Here is a 22,748-nt window from a genome sequence, read left to right as displayed (position 1 = left end):
GATGGAGTCATGCCCGAAGGTGACACCGTCCTGCAGACCGCCCGACGTCTCGACACAGCGCTGGCAGGCCAGGTGCTGACGGTCTTCGACCTGCGGGTCCCCCGGTTCGCCACCTCGGATCTGACCGGTCGCACGGTCCTGGGCGTCGCCGCCCGCGGAAAGCACCTGCTCACCCGCTTCCAGGGTGGCCTCACCCTCCACAGCCACCTGCGCATGGAGGGCGCCTGGCGCGTGTACAGCCGCGGGGAGCGCTGGCGGGGTGGTCCCTCCCACCAGATCCGCGCCGTCCTTGCCACCGCGGAGAACACCGCCGTCGGCTACCGGCTGCCCATCCTCGAACTGCTCCGCACCGAGGACGAGGAGGAGGTCGTCGGCCACCTCGGACCCGACCTCCTGGGGCCCGACTGGGATCCGGACACCGCCCTGCGCAATCTGCTCGCAGACCCCGGACGCCGTGTCGGGGACGCGCTCCTGGACCAGCGCAATCTGGCCGGTATCGGCAATGTCTACATGTGCGAGCTCTGCTTCATGGCCCGCGCGACACCTTGGCTCCCGGTGGGCGAGCTGCCCCTGCCCGTCGCCACCCGCCTGGTCAGCACGGCCAAGCAGCTCCTGGACGCCAACCGCGAACGTCCGATGCGGACCACCACGAGGGCGACCGCGGCGCTGTCCCGCAGCCGGACACGGGAGCGTCTCTTCGTCTACGGTCGGGCGGGCCGCCCCTGCCTCCGCTGCCGCACACTCATCCGTGTGGCGGACCGCGACGATCGCCCCACCTACTGGTGTCCGCGCTGCCAGTCGGGGCCCACCGGCCTGAGCGGCCCGGACCACCGGCCGCATGCATCCGGACCCACTACCTGAATGACCTTGGCCGCCACGGCCCCGGCCCCACACCGTCGGGCCGGCCTCGCCGGGAAGGCTAGGAGGGCTCGGACGGCTCGGAGGGTATCTCCGTTCGATCCGTCCCGGGCTCTTCGAGGACCTTCTCCGCCCGCGACGCCGCCGCCACGTGTACCGGCAGGAGGCTCAGCCCCCAACCGCCGGCCGCCACCGCACCCTCGACCACTCCGGCGTGCTCCGGTCTCAGGAAGAGCCGCAGCACCGCCCACCACCACACGCCGCCGAGGACGAGCGCCGGCACCCATCGCCGCACCATGGCTGCCTCCTCCGGCCGACGCTAGTACGGCACGTTCACCTGACGGGAGGGCGCACCGATGCGCGACCGGCGTGCGCGGCGGAGGCGGGACGACACTGCGCGCCCTTTCCCAGCCGCTTCGGGAGGTATGAACCCTTGGGAACCCGTGGCCCTCCCCCGCAGTTTCCCCCGGGTCGGCGGCGGCTGCATCCCGCGTCCGGCGGGAAGCGGGCAGGCGCACACGCGTGTGCCCCCGCCGATCGCATCGGCGGGGGCACACGTGCCCGTGGCAGACACTCCGGCCGGGTCTCCCGACCGAGGGTGGATCCGTCCTGCCTGAGCGTCGAAAGCCGGTCGGTCGGGGCTAGCGCCCGTCGTCGTCCTTCATGGAGTCCTTCACGCCCTTGGCGCGTTCACCGGCACCGCCCAGGGCGCCTTCCGCCTTGGCCTTGGCCTGGTCCGCCTTGCCCTCGGACTCCTTGCGGCGGTCTCCGGTGAGCTTGCCCGTCGCTTCCTTGGCCTTGCCCTTGATCTTGTCCATGGCCTTGTCGTCAGTCATCTCGTACTCCTCACTCGCTGCCGGTCACCGGTACCCGCGTTCCGGGTCCGGCCGTCACCGCAGGTCAGGCGCTCTCGGCCTGGAACATCCAGGCGTGCTTCTCGAGGTCCGCCGTCAGCGTGATCAGGATGTCCTGGCTGACGGGGTCCGGCTCGGCGGTCGCGTCGATCCGCTCGCGCATGCGGTCGATGACCACACGGAGCGCATCGACCAGTACCCGTACCGCGTCCCCGTCCTTGATCCAGCCGTCGGGCACGGAGTCGATGGCCGTGGTCTTCGCGAGGGTCCGGGACCGCCCGTCCGGGTTGACTCCCATCGCGGAAGCCCTCTCCGCGACGGTGTCCGAGTGCTGCCGCGCCGTGTCGACGACCTCGTCGAGCTGCAGATGGACGGACCGGAACCGGGGACCCACGACATTCCAGTGGACCTGCTTGGCCGCCAGGGAGAGGTCGATGAGATCCACCAGGGCACCCTGCAGAGCGTCTCCGACGACCTTGCGGTCGCTGTCGGCCAACGCGCTCTTCACGACAGACATGCAATTCTCCGATCGGATAGCTGCTCGGCCTACCACCCGTCCACGATGGCACAAATAACATAAAACAGTCATTCGGATGGACTCCCCGAGGGGCTCCCACCCGGCCTCACTTCGCGCCTGCCCTGCAACGAGCTCCGCACACACCCCGCACACGCGAAAGCCCCGGCCGGCCCCGTGAGGGGCCGGCCGGGGCTTCGTACACCACGAACCGCGTGGTCAGGCGGCGACGACATCCACCGCTTCCGCGGGCGCCTTGATGGTCACCCGTCCTGTCGGTACGCCGGCGACCGACGCAACGGAGACGGAATTGAGCATCGGGCGTACTGGCACAGGCACCGCATCACTGGCCGCTGCCGACTCGGCCAGCTCAGCCAGCGACAGTTCATCGCTCACTTCACGCATGAGCTCGGACATCCGTACGTCCAGCGCGTCGCAAATGGCGGAGAGCAGTTCGGAGGATGCCTCCTTCTGCCCCCGCTCCACCTCGGAGAGATAGCCGAGCGAGACTCGGGCGGACGAGGAGACTTCGCGCAGAGTACGGCCTTGGCGCTGGCGCTGCCGACGCAGCACGTCACCAAGCAGGCGACGGAGCAGAATCATCGGTGGCTCCCTCCTCGGACCGCGTAGCCGCATCCTTCACGCCCCACCGTACCGCCTCGCGCTGCGGCCGTGCGGGGAGCGATGTCGTGTTCACTCAGGGCTGCAAACATCAATTCTCCCCGTTCTGTTCCGTATCCTGTGCCCTCGCATTTTCACCGAGTTCGCCGGAGAGCAGCTCCAGCAGGCTCCGCACACTCTCCTTACGGATGTCCGCCCGCCCGCCGTTCAACCTCAGCTCGGTGACTTTCCGTACGTCGCCCGGACCGGAAACGGCTATGAAGACCGTTCCCACGGGCTTGCCGTCCTGCGGCTCGGGTCCGGCGACCCCCGTGGTCGAGATCCCCCAGTCAGCACCCAGGACCCGGCGCACGCCGGCGGCCATCGACTGGGCGACCGAGGGGTCCACCGCTCCGCGTTCGGCCAGGAGCGCGCCGTCGACGCCCAGCACGTCCCGCTTGAGGGGTGTGGCATACGCCGTGACGGACCCGCGGAAGGTCCGCGAGGCACCGGGGACGGAAGTGAGCTCGGCGGCCACCAGACCGCCGGTGAGCGACTCGGCGACGGCGAGCGTCTCACCGCGTTCCTGAAGCTGCCGCAGCACCCGGGCCGCCCCGGACGTCACCGCTCGGTCTCCGCAGTCCCCCGGCCGCCCGCCACGCGCTCCCCGACGGGCTCCCCGAGGGACTCCACCATCGGCTCCACGCCGTGTTGCGCCTTCACGTCCACGTCATCGGCGGCGCACTCGCCGCCCACGGTCCCCTCGGCTTCCGCCGCCGCCGCGACCGCCTCCAGGGCGGCGGCCTGCTCGGCCGCGAGCCCGTGCCCGCGCAGCACGATGGCCTGCCGCACGTAGTCGAGGCCCGTGACCACCGTCAGCACGACGGCGACCAACATCACCCAGAAGCGCAGGGTCGCCAGGGGCCCCGTCAGCGCCAGGACGTACATGCCCACGGCGATGCCCTGGGCGAGGGTCTTCACCTTCCCGCCGCGGCTGGCCGGGATCACCGAGTGCCGGATGACCCAGAAGCGCATCAGCGTGATGCCGAGCTCGCGGAAGAGGATCACACCGGTGATCCACCAGGGCAGGTCACCCAGCGACGAGAGGCAGATCAGCGCCGCACCCATGATCGCCTTGTCCGCGATCGGGTCGGCGATCTTGCCGAAGTCCGTGACCAGGTTGTACGTGCGTGCCAGATGGCCGTCGAAGACATCGGTGATCATCGCGACGGCGAAGGCCGCCCAGGCGAACGCCCTCCACACCGGGTCGTAGCCACCGTCGTGCAGGAGCAGCACGACGAAGCCCGGGACCAGCAGCAGCCGCACCATCGTGAGGATGTTCGCGATGTTCCACAGGCCGGCCTGGTTGACCGCCGCCGCACCCAGCTTGCCGCCTCGGGGAACCGGCGTCGCGCCGGAGCCGCCTGCCGCGGATGCCGGGGCTCCCGTCATCTGGCTGCCTCCGCAAGCTCGTGGTGTTCGGCCACGAGGTCCACTCCCTCGGTGCCCACTGCCTTGGCTTCGACCATACGGCCCGGCACGAGCCCTTCGCGTGTGGTGAAGACGACCTGGCCGTCCGTTTCCGGCGCCTGGTGGGCGGCTCGGCCCACCGCCACGGGCCCGTCCTCGTCGGACTCCACGGACTCGACGAGGACCTGGAGGGTCTCGCCGACCCGCTCCTCGGCACGCTGTGAGGTCAGCTCCTCGGCGAGCTGCGAGATGTGTGCGAGGCGCTCCGCGATGACGTCGGCGTCCAGCTTGTTCTCGTAGCCGACGGCCTCGGTGCCGTCCTCGTCGGAGTAGCCGAAGACCCCGATGGCGTCCAGGCGCGCGCCGGTGAGGAAGCGCTCCAGCTCGGCCAGGTCGGCCTCCGTCTCGCCGGGGAATCCGACGATGAAGTTCGACCGGGCACCGGCCTGCGGAGCCTTGCCCCGAATGGTGTCCAGCAGTTCGAGGAAACGGTCCGTGTCGCCGAACCGCCGCATCGCGCGCAGGACCCCGGGAGCGGAGTGCTGGAAGGAGAGGTCGAAGTACGGGGCGACCTTCGGCGTCGAGGTGAGTACGTCGATCAGCCCCGGCCGCATCTCCGCGGGCTGCAGGTAGCTGACGCGGATCCGCTCGATCCCGTCGACGTCGGCGAGCTCGGGCAGCAGGGTCTCCAGGAGCCTGATGTCCCCGAGGTCCTTGCCGTACGAGGTGTTGTTCTCGGAGACGAGCATGACCTCCTTGACACCCTGCTCGGCGAGCCAGCGGGTCTCCTGGAGGACGTCGGAGGGGCGCCGCGAGATGAACGAGCCGCGGAAGGACGGGATGGCGCAGAACGAGCAGCGCCGGTCACAGCCCGAGGCGAGCTTCACGGAGGCGACCGGGCTGGTCCCCAGCCTGCGGCGCAGCGGTGCCCGCGGCCCCGAGACCGGCGCGACGCCTTCCGGCAGGTCCGCGGGGGCGGGCGCGATCTCCTGGGCGTGCCCCGGCAGCGCGACGGCGGCGTCCTGCCGCTCGGCAGGGCTGATCGGCAGCAGCTTGCGCCGGTCGCGCGGGGTGTGCGAGGCGTGGATGCCGCCGTTGAGGATGGTCTGAAGACGGTCGGAGATGTCGGCGTAGTCGTCGAATCCGAGGACTCCGTCGGCTTCCGGCAGCGCCTCGGCGAGGTCCTTGCCGTAGCGCTCGGCCATGCAGCCCACGGCCACGACGGCCTGGGTTCTGCCGTGGTCCTTCAGATCGTTCGCTTCGAGGAGGGCGTCGACGGAGTCCTTCTTGGCAGCTTCGACGAACCCACAGGTGTTGACTACGGCGACATCCGCGTCGGTGGCGTTCTCGACGAGCTCCCAGCCGTCCGCTGCCAAGCGGCCTGCGAGCTCCTCCGAGTCCACCTCGTTACGGGCGCAGCCAAGAGTGACAAGGGCGACGGTACGGCGTTCGGGCATGGGCTCAAGACTACTTTGTCCCGGCACTCGTCCTACCGTGCAGGGTTGCCCGCTACAGGGAGTGACCGAGCACGCGGTGGATCCGAGGGAGGAGAGGGCGAACGCGGACGGTGCGTGCCCGGCAGGACTGCCGGGCACGCACCGTCGGGAACGCGAGGGTGGGAAGAGGTCAGCCGACCTCGGGGTCACCCTTGGTGTACGAGAGCCGTTCGACCTGACCCGACTCGAACTGGTCGTCGACCTTCTTGCCGTTGACGAAGAGATCGATCGCCCCGGCGTCTCCGAGGACGAGGTCGACCCGCTCCTTGTCCTGGAAGGTCTTGGAGTCACCCTGGTCCAGCAGCCCGTCGAAGAGCAGCCGTCCGTTGTGGTCCTTGGCGGAGATCCAGCTCTTGCCCTCGGTGGCGCTGAGCCTGACCGTCACCTTGTCCCGGGGGGCCGCGGCGATGGCGCTCTCGGAGGGAGCGGGCTTGGGGTCTGCGGGCTTGGTGGCTGTGGGCTTGGGAGTGGTCTTGTCGGGGGTGGAGCCTTCGGCGACCTGTGCCGAGCCCGACCCCTCGTCCTCGCCGCTGAAGAGCGTGAAGCCGACGAAGCCGACGACGGCGACGATCGCGGCGACCATGGCAGCGGTCCAGTTGGGCCGACGGGGTTCGGAGCGGATCCGCTCCGCCTCGAACAGAGGTGCCGCGGGGGTGGGCGCGGGGCGCCCACCGTGCTCGGCGTCGAACTCCTCGATCATCGGATCGGGGTCGAGCCGGACGGCACGGGCGAGCATGCGGATGTGGCCGCGTGCGTAGACGTCGCCGCCGCAGCGGGAGAAGTCGTCCTCCTCGATCGCGTGCACGATGGGGATGCGCACCCGGGTGGAGCTGCTGACTTCCTCGACCGTCAGACCTGCGGCGATACGAGCCTGCTGAAGCGCGCGACCGATCGAAGGCCGGTCGTCTTCGGGGGAGTTGCCGATGGACACGGGGGCGCCTTTCGAGCGTGAGCCACCTGCTGGATGTTCAGTCTAGGGGTGGTACGAAAGGGTGGGGCAACCGGGAGCGACGACTTTGTACGCCATCGGGTTCGCCGGGCAGCCCCTCGGGCAGGACGGAGGGCGGAGAGCACAACGGATCATCCCGCTGCTCCTCCCTTCAACTTGACGTACGGCCGGGCGAAACGGTTGCCCGCAAAACTCCTACGAAGCGGTTTCCCCACGAATGACGGCCAACACACCGTCGAGCTCGTCCGGTTTCACCATGACATCGCGCGCCTTGGAACCCTCGCTGGGACCCACGATATTGCGCGACTCCATGAGGTCCATCAGCCGACCGGCCTTGGCGAAGCCGACCCGCAGCTTGCGCTGGAGCATCGATGTCGAGCCGAACTGGGTGGACACGACCAGTTCGGCCGCCTGGCAGAGCAGATCGAGGTCGTCGCCGATGTCCTCGTCGATCTCCTTCTTCTGCTTCGTGCCGACCACCACGTCCTCGCGGAAGACCGGCGCCATCTGATCCTTGCAGTGCTGGACGACGGCCGCGACCTCGGCCTCGGTGACGAAGGCCCCCTGCATGCGGGTCGGCTTGTTCGCCCCCATGGGCAGGAACAGACCGTCACCCTTTCCGATGAGCTTCTCGGCGCCCGGCTGGTCGAGGATGACCCGGCTGTCGGCGAGCGACGAGGTCGCGAAGGCGAGCCGGGAGGGCACATTGGCCTTGATCAGCCCGGTCACGACGTCGACCGACGGGCGCTGCGTGGCGAGCACCAGGTGGATGCCGGCGGCGCGGGCCAGCTGGGTGATGCGGACGATGGAGTCCTCGACGTCGCGCGGGGCCACCATCATGAGGTCCGCCAGCTCGTCGACGATGACCAGCAGGTACGGGTAGGGCGAGAGCTCCCGCTCGCTCCCCTCGGGCGCCTTCGCCTTGCCGGTGCGTACCGCGTGGTTGAAGTCGTCGATGTGCCGGAAGCCGTAGGCCGCCAGGTCGTCGTAGCGGAGGTCCATCTCCCGTACGACCCACTGGAGCGCCTCGGCGGCCTTCTTCGGGTTGGTGATGATGGGCGTGATGAGGTGCGGAATGCCCTCGTAGGCGGTGAGCTCGACACGCTTCGGGTCGACGAGGACCATCCGTACGTCCTCGGGCGTCGCCCGCACCATGACCGATGTGATCAGACAGTTGATGCAGGAGGACTTGCCGGAGCCGGTCGCACCGGCGACCAGGACGTGCGGCATGTTCGCCAGGTTGGCCATCTCGTAGCCGCCCTCGACGTTCTTGCCGAGCGCGACCAGCATCGGGTGGTCGTCCTCGGCCGCGTCGGCGAGGCGCAGGACGTCCCCGAGATTGACCATCTCCCGGTCGGAGTTGGGGATCTCGATGCCGACGGCGGACTTGCCGGGGATCGGGGAGATGATCCGGACGTCGGGGCTGGCGACGGCGTACGCGATGTTCTTGGTGAGGGCGGTGATCCGCTCGACCTTGACGGCGGGTCCGAGTTCGACCTCGTAGCGGGTGACCGTCGGGCCACGGGTGAATCCGGTGACGGCGGCGTCGACCTTGAACTCCGTGAAGACGGTGGTCAGTGAGGCGACGACCGCGTCGTTGGCGGCGCTGCGCGTCTTGCCGGGGCCCCCGCGCTCCAGGAGGTCCAGGGAGGGCAGCGAGTAGGTGACGTTGCCGGAGAGCTGGAGCTGCTCGGCCCGGGCGGGCAGAGGCAGCGACCGCTCGGGGACCGGCTTCGTCAGATCGGGGACGCCTCCGGTGGAGGAGCTCTTCTCGGCGCCCCCGTCGCCGGACGGGACCTTCCCGGACGAACGTGCACCGGGGACCGGGGTACCGGCCCGTTCCCGCTCGGTGGAGACGCCCTGGGTCAGATCGGCGACCACCGGGGAAGGGGGCATGCCGTTGAGCACCGCCCCGTCGAGCGCGGCGGCCGCGGCGGCCGCGACGTCCACCGCGTCCATGGTGCGGTTCATCGCGGGCTGGGCGGACGTCCTGCGGGACCGGCGCCGCTTGGTCAGCGCCTCGCCCTCGGCCTGGTCCGGGTCGTACACGTCCGGCCCCACGCCGCGTGCCGCCGGCCTCCGGGAGCTCTCGGGCAGCGCGTCGCGCCACTGCTCGTCGTACCGCTCGTCGTCGCTCCCGTCCTCCTCGTCCGGCAGGTACACGGGGTCGACGATGCCGAGCTTGACGCCGAGCTGCCGCAGCCGGCGCGGGATGGCGTTGACCGGGGTGGCGGTGACGACCAGGAGTCCGAAGACCGTCAGCAGCAGGAGCAGTGGGACTGCGAGGACCTCGCCCATCATGAAGACGAGGGGCTGGGAGGCCGCCCAGCCGATCAACCCGCCCGCGTCCTGCATGGCGCCCGTGCCGTCCTCGCGGCCCGGCGATCCGCAGGCGATGTGGACCTGGCCGAGCACGCCGATGACGAGGGCCGAGAGCCCGATGACGATACGGCCGTTGGCCTCGGGCTTCTCGGGATAGAGGATCAGCCGCACGGCGACGGCACCCAGCAGTATCGGCACCAGCAGGTCGAGCCGGCCGAACGCGCCTGTCACGAGCATCTCGACGAGATCGCCGACTGGGCCCTTCAGATGCGACCAGGTGCCCGCAGCGACGACCAGCGCGAGGCCGAGGAGCAGCAGGGCGAGCCCGTCCTTGCGGTGTGCGGGGTCGAGTCCCTTCGCTCCACGCCCTATGGAGCGGAACACCGCCCCGACGCCGTGCGCGGTACCCAGCCACAGCCCACGGACGAGCCGGTACACGCCCCCCGTGGGAGACGGCGCGGGCTTGGGCGCGGGTTTCCTCGCCGCCGCCTTCCTGGCGGGCGCCTTTCTGGCGGGCGCTGTCTTCTTCGCCGCCGCCTTCTTGGCGGGCGCGGCTTTCTTCGCCGGTCCCTGGGTACGGCCGGCGCGCTTCGCGGTGCCCGCCGTGCCCAGGGAACCCTTGCCGGACGTACGTGAGGCCATGTGACTGAGGTTACCGGTGCCGACGCCGGTGGACACGTGTGCCTACGGCTTCACCCGTCCGTGTCGCCCTTGCACAGGCGCCGAACTGACTCACCCTCAGGCCGTCGCCGGTCAGCCCTGCGAGGGCAGGTGGGCCGCGGAACCGCCCGCGCCGGGCTCCAGCGCGTCGAGCGCACGGCGCAGTCCGGTGAGCTTGCGCTCGAGGTGGGCGGCGGTGGCCACGGCTCCCGCGTCCGCCGATTCGTCGTCCAACTGCTTGGAGAGGGCCTCGGCCTGTTCCTCGACCGCGGCGAGCCTCGCCGACAGCTCCGCGAGCAGACCGGCCGGCTCCTTCTCCTCGGCGCCCTGGTGAGCACCGCCTTCGAGCTGGAGCCGCAGCAGCGACGCCTGTTCACGCAACTGGCAGTTCTTCATGTAGAGCTCGACGAAGACCGAGACCTTGGCGCGCAGCACCCAGGGGTCGAAGGGCTTCGAGATGTAGTCCACCGCGCCCGCCGCATAACCCCGGAAGGTGTGATGCGGACCGTGGTTGATCGCCGTCAGGAAGATGATCGGGATGTCCCGGGTCCGCTCCCGCCGCTTGATGTGCGCAGCGGTCTCGAATCCGTCCATACCGGGCATCTGTACGTCCAGCAGAATGACCGCGAAATCGTCCGTGAGCAGCGCCTTGAGCGCCTCCTCCCCTGACGATGCCCGTACCAGTGTCTGATCGAGCGCAGAGAGGATGGCCTCCAGCGCCAGCAGATTCTCCGGCCGGTCATCGACCAGGAGGATCTTGGCCTTCTGCACCATGGCCCGTCCTCCTCGCCCCGGAATCGCACCGGGTGCCGCCCCAGAGGACGACTCCCTTACGCCGTCCGTCCTTGTGCCGGTCATGGTAGCCGCACCCCGCCCGTCACCACACCCTGTCACCGCGATGTCACTGTGCACACAGCGAAAACGCGGTCGAAGACCAGAAGGTTCCCCGGAATCCGCTCGCTCACACCCCTGCGGGCGCAGTCGCTCGACGGATCCCGGCGAACCGTTCCTCGTACCGTCACTCTCCGCGCATCCACTTCTCCATCACCGACAGCAGATGATCGGAATCGACCGGCTTGGTCACGTAGTCGGAGGCTCCGCAGTCGATCGCCTTCTCACGGTCGCCCTTCATCGCCTTGGCGGTCAGCGCGACGATCGGCAGACCGGCGAACTGCGGCATCCGGCGGATCGCAGTCGTCGTGGCGTAGCCGTCCATCTCGGGCATCATGATGTCCATCAGAACGATCGTCACATCGTCATGCTGTTCGAGGACTTCGATGCCCTCGCGCCCGTTCTCCGCGTACAGCACCGACAGTCCGTGCTGCTCCAGCACGCTGGTGAGCGCGAAGACGTTGCGGATGTCGTCGTCGACGATCAGCACCTTCTCCCCGTGGAAGCGGAAGGTCCTGCGGGGCTCCTGCTCCTCCGGCGCGCTCTTCACCCACTCCTCCGGTGCCGCGCCGGTCGCCTCACCGGAGCTGCCGTTCGCCAGGGCGGGGCGCTGCACCGATCCTCCGAGGGCCTTGCGCCGGCGGCGGAACACCCCTGCGGAGTTGGCCGGGTCACCCAGGGGCTGTTCGCCCCCGTTGCCCTGCGGTGCCTCCAGACGCAGGGCACCGTCGCCGGAGCCGCCGTGGACCTCGATGGGCCCCGGCCCCATCTGCGGGTAGCCCTGAGGTGGCAGCTCGCTCGGGTGCAGCGGCAGGTACAGCGTGAAGGTCGAGCCACGTCCCGGTTCGCTCGCCGCGTGGATCTCGCCGCCCAGCAGGCGGGCGATCTCCCGGCTGATGGAGAGGCCGAGGCCCGTACCGCCGTACTTGCGGCTGGTCGTGCCGTCCGCCTGCTTGAACGCCTCGAAGATCACCAGCATCTTGCTGGAGGCGATGCCGATCCCGGTGTCGGTGACCGAGAACGCGATCAGGTCACCGTCTGCGTCACGCAGCGAACCGGCCTCCAGCAGGTGCTCCCGGATCGAGTTCGGCACATCGGCGCCGGCCGGCCGGATCACCAGTTCCACGGCGCCGCCGTCGGTGAACTTCACCGCGTTGGAGAGCAGGTTGCGCAGGACCTGCAGCAGCCGCTGCTCGTCCGTGTGCAGCGTGGCGGGCAGCTCCGGAGACACCCGTACGGAGAAGTCGAGCCCCTTCTCCGCGGTGAGCGGCCGGAACGTCGCCTCCACGTAGTCGACCAGCTGGACCAGGGCGATACGGGTCGGACTGACGTCCATCTTGCCCGCCTCGACCTTGGAAAGGTCCAGGATGTCGTTGATCAGCTGGAGCAGGTCGGAGCCCGCCCCGTGGATCGTCTCGGCGAACTCCACCTGCTTCGGCGAGAGATTGCCCTCGGCGTTGTCCGCGAGCAGCTTGGCCAGGATGAGCAGCGAGTTGAGCGGTGTGCGCAGCTCGTGCGACATGTTGGCCAGGAACTCGGACTTGTAGCGCATCGAGACGGCCAGCTGTTCGGCACGCTCCTCCAGGACCTGCCGTGCCTCCTCGATCTCGGTGTTCTTCACCTCGATGTCGCGGTTCTGCTGAGCCAGCAGTTCGGCCTTCTCCTCCAGCTCCGCGTTGGAGGCCTGCAGCGCCTTCTGTCGGTTCTCCAGCTCCTGCGAACGGTCACGCAGCTGCTCGGTGAGCTCCTGGGACTGCTCGAGGAGCTTCTCGGTCTTCGTGTTGACGCTGATGGTGTTGACGCTCGAGGCGATCATCTCGGCGAGCTGGTTGAGGAAGTCCCGCTGGATGTGGGTGAACGGCTGGAACGAGGCCAGCTCGATGACACCCAGCACCTGCCCCTCGAACAGCACCGGCAGCACGATCACATGTGCCGGCGGCGCCTCGCCGAGGCCGGAGGAGATCTTCAGGTATCCCGGCGGCACGTTGTCCACCTGGATCGTCCGCTTCTCCTCCGCCGCCGTGCCGATGAGCGTCTCACCGGGCCGGAAGGAGGTCGGCATCGAGCCCGCCGAATAGCCGTAACTGCCGCGCATCCGCAGCTCGTACGCGCTCTCGTTGGCGCTGTCGGAGCCCACCTCCTCGCCGTCACCGGTGCTGATGGCCAGGAAGAACGCACCGTGCTGCGCGGACACGACCGGGGTCAGCTCGCTCATGATCAGCGAGGCGACGTCGTCCAGATCACGACGGCCCTGCATCAGACCGGAGATCCGGGCGAGGTTGCCCTTGAGCCAGTCCTGCTCCTTGTTGGCGAGCGTGGTGTCGCGCAGGTTGGCGATCATCGTGTTGATGTTGTCCTGCAGCACCTGGATCTCGCCGGCCGCGTCGACGTCGATCTTGAGGTTGAGATCGCCCCGGGTCACCGCGGTGGCGACGGCGGCGATGGCGCGCACCTGACGGGTCAGGTTCCCCGCCATCTCGTTCACCGACTCGGTGAGGTCGCGCCAGGTCCCGTCGACGTCCCGGACCCTGGCCTGGCCGCCCAGCTGCCCCTCGGTACCCACCTCGCGGGCCACCCGGGTCACCTGCTCGGCGAAGGAGGAGAGCTGGTCGACCATCGTGTTGATGGTGTTCTTCAGCTCCAGGATCTCGCCCCGGGCGTCGATGTCGATCTTCTTGGTGAGATCGCCCTTGGCGATGGCCGTGGTGACCGTGGCGATCTGCCGGACCTGCCCGGTCAGGTTGGACGCCATCGAGTTCACCGACTCGGTCAGGTCCTTCCACGTCCCGGAGACCCCGGGGACGCGCGCCTGACCGCCGAGCTCGCCCTCCGTGCCCACCTCGCGGGCGACTCGCGTCACCTCGTCGGCGAACGAGGACAGGGTCGTCACCATCGTGTTGACGGTGTCGGCCAGTTCGGCGACCTCGCCGCGCGCCTCGACGGTGACCTTCTTCGTCAGGTCGCCGTTGGCGACCGCGGACGAGACCCGGGAGATGTTCCGCACCTGACTGGTCAGGTTGTTGGCCATCAGGTTGACGTTCTCGCTGAGGTCCTTCCAGATGCCCGTGGCACCGCGCACCCTGGCCTGGCCGCCGAGGATTCCCTCGGTGCCCACCTCACGGGCCACCCGGGTCACCTCGTCGCCGAAGTTCATCAGCTGGTCGACCATCGTGTTGACCGTCGTCACCAGTTCGAGGATCTCGCCCTTGGCGTCGACCGTGATCTTCTTGGAGAGGTCGCCCTTGGCGACCGCGGTGGTCACCTCGGCGATGTTGCGCACCTGAAGGGTCAGGTTGTTCGCCATGCCGTTGACGGACTGGGTGAGGTCCTTCCACGTACCGGAGACGCCCTGCACCTCCGCCTGCCCGCCGAGGATGCCCTCCGTACCCACCTCACGGGCCACCCGGGTCACCTGCTCCGCGAAGTTCGAGAGCTGGTCGACCATCGTGTTGAGGGTGTTCTTCAGCTCCAGGATCTCGCCCCGGGCGTCCACATCGATCTTCTGCGACAGGTCGCCCCGCGCCACCGCCGTGGCGACCTGCGCGATGTTACGGACCTGGGCGGTGAGGTTCCCCGCCATGCCGTTCACCGAGTCCGTCAGGTCACGCCACACGCCTGCCACGCCGGGCACCTGGGCCTGGCCGCCGAGACGGCCGTCCGTGCCCACCTCGCGGGCCACGCGCGTCACCTGGTCGGCGAAGGCGGACAGCTGGTCGACCATCGTGTTGATGGTGTTCTTCAGCTCCAGGATCTCGCCCCGGGCGTCCACATCGATCTTCTGCGACAGGTCGCCCCGCGCCACCGCCGTCGTCACCTGCGCGATCTGGCGCACCTGCGAGGTGAGGTTCCCCGCCATGAAGTTGACGGAGTCGGTGAGTTCCTTCCACGTGCCGGAGACACCGTCGACGCGTGCCTGACCGCCCAGACGGCCCTCGGTGCCCACGTCGCGGGCCATCCGGGTCACCTGGTCCGCGAAGTTGGACAGCTGCGCCACCATCGTGTTGACGGTGTTCTTCAGCTCCAGCATCTCGCCGGCCACGTCGACGGTGACCTTCTGCGACAGATCGCCGTTGGCGACGGCCGTGGTCACCTGCGCGATGTCGCGCACCTGGCCGGTGAGGTTGCGGAAGGCGGTGTTCACCGAGTCGGTGAGGTCCTTCCAGGTGCCCGCCGCCCCCGGTACCTCGGCCTGACCGCCGAGACGGCCCTCGACGCCGACCTCCCGGGCCACCCGGGTCACTTCCCCACCGAAGGCCTGGAGCTGGTCCACCATCGTGTTGACGGTGTTCTTCAGCTCCAGCATCTCGCCGGCCACGTCGACGGTGACCTTCTGCGTCATGTCACCACTGGCCACCGCCGTGGTCACCTGCGCGATGTCGCGCACCTGCGTCGTCAGGTTCCGGAAGACCGTGTTCACCGAGTCGGTGAGGTCCTTCCAGGTGCCCGCGGCACCCGGCACCTGGGCCTGGCCACCGAGCAGACCCTCGCCACCGACCTCGCTCGCCACGCGCGTCACCTCGTCGGCGAACGTACGCAGCGTCTCCGTCATCTGGTTGATCGTCTCGGCGAGCTGCGCGACCTCGCCGCGGGCGCTCACCGTGACCTTCTGCGACAGGTCACCGTTGGCGACGGCCGTCGTCACCTCTGCGATCCCGCGTACCTGGGAAGTGAGGTTCCCCGCCATCGTGTTGACGGAGTCGGTGAGGTCCTTCCAGACCCCGGCGACCCCGGGCACCGTCGCCTGCCCGCCCAGCTCGCCCTCGGTGCCGACCTCACGGGCGACCCGCGTCACCTCGGAGGAGAACGACGACAGCTGGTCCACCATCGTGTTGACGGTGTTCTTCAGCTGGAGCATCTCACCGGCGACATGGACGGTGACCTTCCGTGACAGGTCCCCCTTGGCCACGGCCGTGGTCACCAGGGCGATGTCGCGCACCTGCGCGGTCAGCCGGTAGGCCATGGTGTTCACCGAGTCGGTGAGGTCCTTCCAGGACCCGGACATGCCACGCACCTGGGCCTGGCCGCCGAGCTTGCCCTCGGTGCCCACCTCGACCGCGACGCGCGTCACCTGTTCGGTGAACGCGGACAACTGGTCGACGAGGTTGTTGACCGTGCGGGCGACCTTCAGGAACTCCCCGCGCAGCGGGCGGACGGTCTCGTCCGCCGTGTGGGTGCGCAGCTCCATCCGCTGCTCGAGATCACCGTCGGCGACCGCGGAGAGCACGCGTCCGACTTCGGACACGGGCCGTGCAAGGTCGTCGACGAGCTCGTTGGAGGCGTCGATCGCCGCCGCCCAGGAGCCCTCGCAGGCGCCGGTCTCCAGGCGCTCCGTGAGTTTCCCCTCGCGCCCGACCACGCGCCGCACGCGGGCGAGCTCGCCCGTCAGATGCAGATTGCGGTCGGCCACCTCGTTGAAGACCGCGGCGATCTCCGTGAGCACGCCGTCGCCGGAGACGGTGAGCCGCCTGCGGAAGTTGCCGTCACGCATCGCCACCAGGCCCGCGAGCAGTCTGTTCAGAGCTGCCGCGTCCACGTCGATGGTCCCATTGCGCTGCTTTTTCACGGACTGCCCGCCTTTTGTGCGCGTTCCTGAACCCCGCGCCGCCACGCCAGACTCCACCGTGTCCCTCCCGCAGGGGTTGACCGTATCGCTCGGGCCGTTGTCGGAAGCTTGCCCACTTCCACTTTGGCTCACCGCCACAGCACACCGTCAACGGGTGACTATGCGGTCGTCAAATCGTTGAAACGTACCAGGCCGGAGCGGCGGGGCGAGGAAAGTCTCGTGGTCGTCCCATTTCCCTCACCGGGGGACCCATAGTTGTGCGCCCGGCGCACAACCGCCGGGTGCTCTGAGCACCCAAGTCCGCCCTCGTGTACCCGGGACACCTGGCGAGCGTCTAGCCTGGCAGGCGAATCGAAGCGGCGATATACGGGCACAGGACTCGGGGAAGCGACGAGACACCAAATGGGGAGTGCTGTGATCACCGCGCGCGCGGCTGCCACCTTCGATCCGGTCGGACGCTCGGTCGCGACCGCCCGCGCGTTCGTCCGCGACACCCTTCAGGGGTGGGGTTACACCGACGTCGTTGACGACGCCGTCGTTCTTACCAGTGAACTCGTGACCAACGCGGTCGTGCACGCGGGCACCGCCGCCGATGTCCTCTGCCTGCGCACCGAGGACGGCGTACGCGTCGAGGTCGCCGACCACTACCCGGAGCGGGAGGTCCCGCTCCAGAGCTCGGGCCTCGACTTCGGCAGCCCGGACCGCGAGGGCGGTCGCGGACTGCTGCTCTGCGCGGCCCTCGCCTCCCGCTGGGGCGTCGAGTACACCCCGACGCACAAGCACGTCTGGTTCCAGCTCGACCTTCCCGAACGGCCCGTGGGTGTCCGCTCCGCGAGCCCGGTGCTGCCCACCGCGCTGCTGCCGGTGGCGGAACCGCGTGTACGGGTGGCCGTCGTCCAGATCGACGGCTCCGGATCCATCGCCTCGTGGAACGACGACGCCTCCTTCCTCTTCGGCTACGCCGCGGAGCAGGTCGACGGCAAGCAGCTGACCGACTTCGTGGCCTGGCCGCACACCCCGGGCACCAACACCGGCATCGCCGACGCCCTGCGGCTCTCCCGGTGGGAGGGCAGCTACGGCATCCGCGGCGCCGACGGCCGGAACATCCCCGTGTACGCCTCGCACCTCAGAGTCCGCGACGCGGACGGCGAACCGTCCACCGTCTGTCTCCTCGTACGCGACTACGAACGTGCCGTCCTCCAGACGCCGGTCCGTACCCCCGTCTCCGACACCACGTCCGAGAACCGCAGTGCGGACCCGTTCGAGATCTTCATCGGCTCCCCCGCACCCGACGACCTCGACGGACTGCTGCAGCGCACGGTGGAGCGGGCCCGCGACATGCTGGACGCCGACGCCGCCTTCCTGCTGCTGGCCACGGACGACGAGACCGAGCTGGAGGTCCGGGCGACGACCGGCCTGCCCTCGGCCCGCCAGCGCTTCGCACGGGTGCCCGTCGAGGCCGGCACAGGACGCTACGGCTCCGCCCGCATGCCCGCCGTCCACGAGGACCTCACCGTCGTACCGGGCGCAGTACCGCTGCTCGGCGACACCGGGATGCGCTCGGTCGTCACGGTCCCGCTCAAGGTCGAGGGCCGCCTCACCGGCTCGCTGGGAGTCGCGGCCGAAGCGGCGGGGCGGTACTCCAACGAGGAGGCGCTGAGGCTGCAGTTCGCCGCGGACCGCATCGCGCTGGCCGTCGAGTCGGCCAGACTCGGCGAGCTGGAACGCCTGCGCCGCGGTTCGCTGTCCTTCCTCGTGGAAGCGTCCGACCTCCTCGCCGGCACGCTGGACAGGGATCAGACACTGGCGCTGATGGCACAGATGACCGTGCCCACGCTGGCCACCTGGTGCGCCGTCTACACGATCGCCGACCAGTCCTCGGAGCCGTATCTCTCCTACGTCCTCCACGAGGACGAGGAGCTCATCGACGGCCTGAAGGCCCTGCTCTCCTCCATCGACCCGCCCGACCCCGTCCCGGCCCCCGGCGCCCGCCTCTGGCCTGTGCCCACGGAGGCCGGCCACCAGGCCGCCCTGCGGACCTCCAAGCGCACCCTGGGCAGGGACGCGCCCCTGAGCATGGGAGCGGCCGCCCGCACGGTCCTGGCCACGGCGGCTGCCGTGGGAGGCGAGACCGTCGTCCTGCCGCTGGTGGCGAGGAACCGCGTCATCGGCATGCTCACGCTCGGCAAGCCGTCCGACGAACACTTCCGCCAGGAGATCCTGGAGCTGGCGGAGGACCTGTCACGACGCGCCGCTCTGGCCCTCGACAACGCCCGCCTGTACTCGGAGCGCATGGCCATCAGCCAGTCGCTCCAGCGCAGCCTGCTCCCGCCGGGCCTGCCCGACGTGCCCAACGTCGAGATCGAGGTCATCTACCGGGCCGCGGGCGAGGGCAACGAGGTCGGCGGCGACTTCTACGACGTGTTCCCCATCCGCGACGGGGCCTACGGCTTCGCCATCGGCGACGTCTGCGGTACGGGCCCGGAGGCGGCGGCCGTCACCGGCCTCGCCCGGCACGCCCTGCGCCTGCTGGCCCGCGAGGGGTTCGGCGGCCCGGCGGTCCTGGAGCGGCTCAACGCCGCGATCCTGGACGAGGGCGCCCGCAGCCGCTTCCTCACCCTGCTCTACGGGGAGCTGTGGCCCCAGGAGGACGGAAGCGCCCTCCTGAAGGTCGTCTGTGCCGGGCACCCTCTCCCCCTGCGTCTGCGCCAGGACGGCTCCGTGGAGGCCGCGGCCGAACCGCAGCCGCTGCTGGGCGTCATCGAGGACCTCGAGCTGTACGAGCAGGAGGTCACTCTGGAGCCCGGAGACGTCCTCCTGTGCGTCACCGACGGAGTCACCGAACGCCGCGAGGGAACCCGCATGCTGGGCGACGACGGCCTGGCCGATGTCCTGGCCATGTGTACGGGCCTGACGGCCGGCGCGGTCGCGGGGCGCATCCTGCGGGCGGTCGAGCGCTTCGCTGCGGAGCCCGCGTCCGACGACATGGCCATCCTGGCCATGCGTGTCCCGGAGCCGCAGAACATCTAGTGCTCTGACCGGGTTGGTTCGCCGGGTTGGTGGTCGAGGCAGTTGGATGTGCGGTGACGTCCGATCCGACCGGTGGAGGTGCGGTGGCCGTGCCCTGTCCGTGTGCGCGGATTGACCGACCAGGAAGGGCAGAAGCTGCAGCAGGTCGTGCGCCGGGGCAGCACCGGTTCGGTGCGCTACCGGCGCGCGATGACGCTGCCGGCCTCGGCTGGCGGGAACCGCGTCCCAGTCATCGCCCAGCTGGTGCAGGCGGACGAGGACACGGTCCGCGACGTGATCCACCGGTTCAACGAGATCGGCCTGGCCTGCCTGGACCCTCGCTGGGCGGGAGGCCGTCCCCGCCTGCTCGGTCCTGACGACGAGGACTTCGTCGTCGCGACGGCCATCACTCGCCCGACCAGGCTCGGCCAGCCCTTCACGCGCTGGTCGATCCGCAAACCCGTCATCTACCTGCGGCGCGTTCACGGCCGCGTGATCCGGATCGGCAGGGAGGCGTTACGGTGCCTACTCGCCCGCCGCGGCGTCACCTTCCAGCGTACGAAGACCTGGAAGGAATCCCCGGACCCGGACCGCGACGCCAAGCTCGACCGGATCGAGCACGTCCTGGACCGCTTCCCCGGCCGGGTCTTCGCGTTCGATGAGTTCGGACCCCCGGGAATCCGCCCGGCCGGCGGCTCGGGCTGGGCCGCCTCCGGACACCCCGAACGGCATCCCGCGACCTACCACCGCACCCACGGGGTCCGCTACTTCCATGGCTGCTACTCAATCGGCGACGACACCCTGTGGGGCGTCAACCGGCGATCCGTGCCTGGGCCAGGAAGAACCGGGTCGAGCTGTGCTTCACCCCCACTTACGCGTCCTGGGCGAATCCGATCGAGGCGCACTTCGGGCCGCTGCGGCAGTTCGCCGTCGCCAGCTCGAACCACCGCAACCACACGGTCCGGACCAGGGCTCTGCACGCCTATCTGCGCTGGTGCAACGCCAACTCCCGCCACCGCGATGTCCTGGCGGCCGAACGCCGCGAACGCGCCCGGATCCGCAGCGAGAAGGGGATTCGCTGGGGCGGACGAGCCCGGATGGCAGCCTGATCATTCGCTGACGTTCGTCGTCGCGCACCCCGCGACGCCCAGTTCGGACAGCACGCGCTTCAGTCGCTCCAGAGCCACGGCAGCGTCCAGACTCTCCGCGACTTCAAGGTCGAGGTGGCAACGACCCATGCCGCTGCCCGCCCCCGTGACCTCGCCGTCGAGCTCGAACGCCGCTTCCAACGCCTCCTCGACCTCGTCACGGTCGATCGGCAGCCCCACGAAGACGATCTCCACGAACACCACAGTCCTCCATCTCAACCCGGCGAGCCATAGCGGTCACAGCACTAGTCGAGCCATGCCGCGGCGGAGGGCTCCCGTCGGGCCCCCGCCTGCGGCGGACCGCCGGTGCTCATCTTGTCCCCGGTGCTCACCCGCCCCGGCGGGGCAGCCCGCGTCCGTGGATCAGCCGGTGTCGCCCGTCGCCCCGTCGGTCCGCTCCCGCAGAAGGTCTGCGTGACCGTTGTGCCGGGCGTACTCCTGGATCATCACGACGTACACCCATCGCAGGCTGAGAGGGACTCCCCCGCCCGACCGGAACGTCTCGTCGAGGTCGTGCCCGGCAGCTGCCGCGTCACTCAGACGAACCTCGGTCCGGAACGATTCGAATGCCCGAGCCGCATCCGCCGCCTCGACTCCGTCCAGCCCTTCATCTCCGTCCTCCGGGCCGGTGAAGACGTCGCCGAGAGCCTCACCCGCAAAGCTCCTCCGGAACCACCAGCGCTCGATCTCCGCCATATGACGGACGAGGCCGAGGAGACTGAGCGTGGACGGCTCCACCGTCGTGATGGCCAGGTCCGCCGACTCCAGCCCGGCACACTTGACCATCAGCGTCTCCCGGTGCCACTGCAACCAGCCCTCCAGCATCCGACGCTCGGGGACGCTTCCCAGACTGGCGACCTCCACGGTCCGGACGACGGGCGGTGCTGTCCATGCCATGCGCTCACTCCGGCTGTCGTGGTGATCGGATTCAACAAGGAGGCCCGCTCCGGGATGGCAGCATGCCGCCATGGCCATCTTCCCGCCCGACGGCGACTATGCGATCACCACGATGTACTCCGTGCCCGACGACTCCTGGTACCTGGAGCTGGATCTCGTTGCCGACAACCGCACCCTGGTCACGGCGATCGTCCCCGACGAGGATCCGGCACGGGAGCCCACGGTCTGCTTCGACGTGCACGGAGAGCACCTGGACATCCCGTACACGGTGATCCGCTGGTTCATGGACCAGGTGGACGCGGAGATCCGCACATCGCGTGCGTGGATGCGCCTGCGACCGGAACTCGTCGAGGTCATACGCGAGTTGCGTCAGGAGTTCCTCAGCGTCATCAGCGACGACGAGTTCCGCGAGGTTCTGCCGGACATACGCGCCCGGGTCACGGAAGCAGACCTCCCCGCGGTTCTTGCAGCCTCCTTCGGACGGAGACCTGACGGCACCACCACGGACGATGGGGAAGAGTCTTGACCGGCATCGTGGGAAGGGGCGGGCGAATCCGTGGACAGTGACCTGCGGCGTGCGGTCGTCGTGCTGCTCGGCGAACTCGGGCGAAGCGACGACTGGCGTGACCGGGCGGATGCCGGTCACGGCCTGGCAGGGTTCGCCGAGATGCCGGAAGCCTCGGAGCCGCTCCTGGGGCTTGTGCTCGATCCTGGTGACACCTTCGTCACCCGGCGGACCGCGGAGGGCTTGCTCCGGCGAAAGGACAGGGCCGGACTGACGATAGTCGCGTCCGCACTGGCAGCCGCCGACGACAACCACGCCGATCACATCCACACCGCGATCGTCGATGTCTTCAGCATCTTCTCGGACGACCTGGGCGAGGCGCTACGGCTCTGCGAGGAGATGTCGGGCGACATCGACGATCGTGTTGTCCGGGGGGCCCGTCGACTGCACGAAAGCCTGGCGGAGATCGATCCCGTTCTCCGCCCCCTGTAGCAGGGGTTCGATCGCCGTCGTGAGAGTGCAGATCCTCGCAGGGCCTGTTGCTGTACCCACCTCGATCATCTGCCGGCGATCCCCAGCCGGGGTACAGAAAAGGCCCCCGCCACAGGCGGGGGCCTTTCTCTGCTGAGCCCCAATGCGGAATCGAACCGCAGACCTTCTCCTTACCATGGAGACGCTCTACCGACTGAGCTATTGGGGCCTGCTGCCTTGCGGCAACGAGGTAAAGCATACCCCGAACACGGGGGTGCTCAGAACCACCAGTTCGAAGACATCCTGGACGCGTCGCAGCGGGCTTCGGCTGCGGTCGTGGCCTCGGGCCTCAGCTCCGTCCGGGCAGGCCGCACGCCCGCCCCTCGGGCCGGCCGTCCTCGCTCGTGAACTGCTCGGCCCCGGAACGCAGGAAAGCCCCGTGCCAAAAGGGCACGGGGCTTTCCCGGAATAATTGTTCGGCGGCGTCCTACTCTCCCACAGGGTCCCCCCTGCAGTACCATCGGCGCTGAAAGGCTTAGCT

General features: G+C 69.3%; 17 protein-coding genes, 1 tRNA gene and 1 pseudogene. 5 read left to right on the top strand and 14 right to left on the bottom strand.

Annotated elements, in window-relative coordinates; genetic code table 11:
- The first annotated feature begins 9 nt into the window (after positions 1-9).
- Positions 10-861, top strand: coding sequence for an Fpg/Nei family DNA glycosylase (locus tag ACFUNE_RS26515; RefSeq protein ID WP_383573022.1), 852 nt, complete (start codon positions 10-12; stop codon positions 859-861).
- A gap of 58 nt (positions 862-919) precedes the next feature.
- Here the strand turns inward: ACFUNE_RS26515 and ACFUNE_RS26510 are convergent, their stop codons facing one another.
- The 11 genes from ACFUNE_RS26510 to ACFUNE_RS26460 form a co-directional block, all read right to left on the bottom strand.
- Complete coding sequence (locus ACFUNE_RS26510; protein ID WP_383573019.1) at positions 920-1,156, bottom strand: hypothetical protein; 237 nt, start codon at positions 1,154-1,156, stop codon at positions 920-922.
- A gap of 343 nt (positions 1,157-1,499) precedes the next feature.
- The gene (locus tag ACFUNE_RS26505) at positions 1,500-1,694 is read right to left on the bottom strand and encodes a CsbD family protein (protein WP_383573016.1); all 195 of its coding nucleotides are present in this window, start codon (positions 1,692-1,694) and stop codon (positions 1,500-1,502) included.
- Between the two features lie 64 nt (positions 1,695-1,758).
- The gene (locus ACFUNE_RS26500) at positions 1,759-2,229 is read right to left on the bottom strand and encodes a Dps family protein (RefSeq protein ID WP_383573013.1); all 471 of its coding nucleotides are present in this window, start codon (positions 2,227-2,229) and stop codon (positions 1,759-1,761) included.
- Positions 2,230-2,445: 216 nt separating this feature from the next.
- Positions 2,446-2,829 (bottom strand): helix-turn-helix domain-containing protein, encoded by a 384-nt coding sequence (locus tag ACFUNE_RS26495; RefSeq protein ID WP_014153702.1) that lies wholly within the window; start codon positions 2,827-2,829, stop codon positions 2,446-2,448.
- A gap of 109 nt (positions 2,830-2,938) precedes the next feature.
- Positions 2,939-3,451 carry a CinA family protein gene (locus ACFUNE_RS26490; RefSeq protein ID WP_383573010.1) on the bottom strand — a complete coding sequence of 171 codons (513 nt, stop codon included), beginning with the start codon at positions 3,449-3,451 and terminating at the stop codon, positions 2,939-2,941.
- Positions 3,448-4,278, bottom strand: coding sequence for a CDP-diacylglycerol--glycerol-3-phosphate 3-phosphatidyltransferase (gene pgsA, locus ACFUNE_RS26485; RefSeq protein ID WP_383573007.1), 831 nt, complete (start codon positions 4,276-4,278; stop codon positions 3,448-3,450). Before pgsA ends, ACFUNE_RS26490 begins: the two co-directional genes overlap by 4 nt.
- The gene (gene rimO / locus ACFUNE_RS26480; RefSeq protein WP_383573004.1) at positions 4,275-5,753 is read right to left on the bottom strand and encodes a 30S ribosomal protein S12 methylthiotransferase RimO; all 1,479 of its coding nucleotides are present in this window, start codon (positions 5,751-5,753) and stop codon (positions 4,275-4,277) included. The genes pgsA and rimO overlap by 4 nt, the downstream gene beginning before the upstream one ends.
- 169 nt (positions 5,754-5,922) lie before the next feature.
- The gene (locus ACFUNE_RS26475; RefSeq protein ID WP_383573002.1) at positions 5,923-6,723 is read right to left on the bottom strand and encodes a helix-turn-helix domain-containing protein; all 801 of its coding nucleotides are present in this window, start codon (positions 6,721-6,723) and stop codon (positions 5,923-5,925) included.
- 213 nt (positions 6,724-6,936) lie between these two features.
- The gene (locus ACFUNE_RS26470; protein ID WP_383572999.1) at positions 6,937-9,705 is read right to left on the bottom strand and encodes a DNA translocase FtsK; all 2,769 of its coding nucleotides are present in this window, start codon (positions 9,703-9,705) and stop codon (positions 6,937-6,939) included.
- 111 nt (positions 9,706-9,816) lie between these two features.
- Entirely contained in the window at positions 9,817-10,497 is a 681-nt protein-coding gene (locus ACFUNE_RS26465) for a two-component system response regulator (protein ID WP_383572996.1), read from the bottom strand.
- 244 nt (positions 10,498-10,741) lie between these two features.
- Complete coding sequence (locus tag ACFUNE_RS26460) at positions 10,742-16,177, bottom strand: HAMP domain-containing protein (protein WP_383572993.1); 5,436 nt, start codon at positions 16,175-16,177, stop codon at positions 10,742-10,744.
- 402 nt (positions 16,178-16,579) lie between these two features.
- Between ACFUNE_RS26460 and ACFUNE_RS26455 the strand changes: the two genes are divergently transcribed.
- Both ACFUNE_RS26455 and ACFUNE_RS26450 read left to right on the top strand, forming a co-directional pair.
- On the top strand, positions 16,580-19,207 hold the full coding sequence (locus ACFUNE_RS26455; RefSeq protein WP_383572990.1) for a SpoIIE family protein phosphatase: 2,628 nt from the start codon (positions 16,580-16,582) through the stop codon (positions 19,205-19,207).
- 189 nt (positions 19,208-19,396) lie between these two features.
- Positions 19,397-20,295 (top strand): annotated as a pseudogene (locus ACFUNE_RS26450) (helix-turn-helix domain-containing protein).
- Here ACFUNE_RS26450 and ACFUNE_RS26445 read toward each other — a convergent pair.
- A complete protein-coding gene (locus tag ACFUNE_RS26445; protein WP_383572988.1) occupies positions 20,296-20,535 on the bottom strand; it encodes a hypothetical protein in 240 nt (79 codons plus the stop codon).
- 162 nt (positions 20,536-20,697) lie between these two features.
- Positions 20,698-21,231 carry a DinB family protein gene (locus tag ACFUNE_RS26440; protein ID WP_383572985.1) on the bottom strand — a complete coding sequence of 178 codons (534 nt, stop codon included), beginning with the start codon at positions 21,229-21,231 and terminating at the stop codon, positions 20,698-20,700.
- A gap of 70 nt (positions 21,232-21,301) precedes the next feature.
- Here ACFUNE_RS26440 and ACFUNE_RS26435 point away from each other — a divergent pair, with 70 nt between their 5' ends.
- Positions 21,302-21,757 (top strand): hypothetical protein, encoded by a 456-nt coding sequence (locus tag ACFUNE_RS26435; protein ID WP_383572982.1) that lies wholly within the window; start codon positions 21,302-21,304, stop codon positions 21,755-21,757.
- A 30-nt stretch (positions 21,758-21,787) separates the two neighbouring features.
- Entirely contained in the window at positions 21,788-22,228 is a 441-nt protein-coding gene (locus ACFUNE_RS26430) for a hypothetical protein (protein ID WP_383572979.1), read from the top strand.
- Between the two features lie 135 nt (positions 22,229-22,363).
- On the opposite strand, the gene ACFUNE_RS26425 is transcribed toward ACFUNE_RS26430, so the two are convergent.
- Positions 22,364-22,436, bottom strand: a tRNA-Thr gene (locus ACFUNE_RS26425).
- Between the last annotated feature and the right edge of the window lie 312 nt (positions 22,437-22,748).

This window comes from Streptomyces sp. NPDC057287 (assembly GCF_042667905.1).
Lineage (GTDB): Bacteria > Actinomycetota > Actinomycetes > Streptomycetales > Streptomycetaceae > Streptomyces.
The sequence above is the reverse complement of the archived record's forward strand: the minus strand, read 5'-3'. Positions and strand labels throughout refer to the sequence as shown.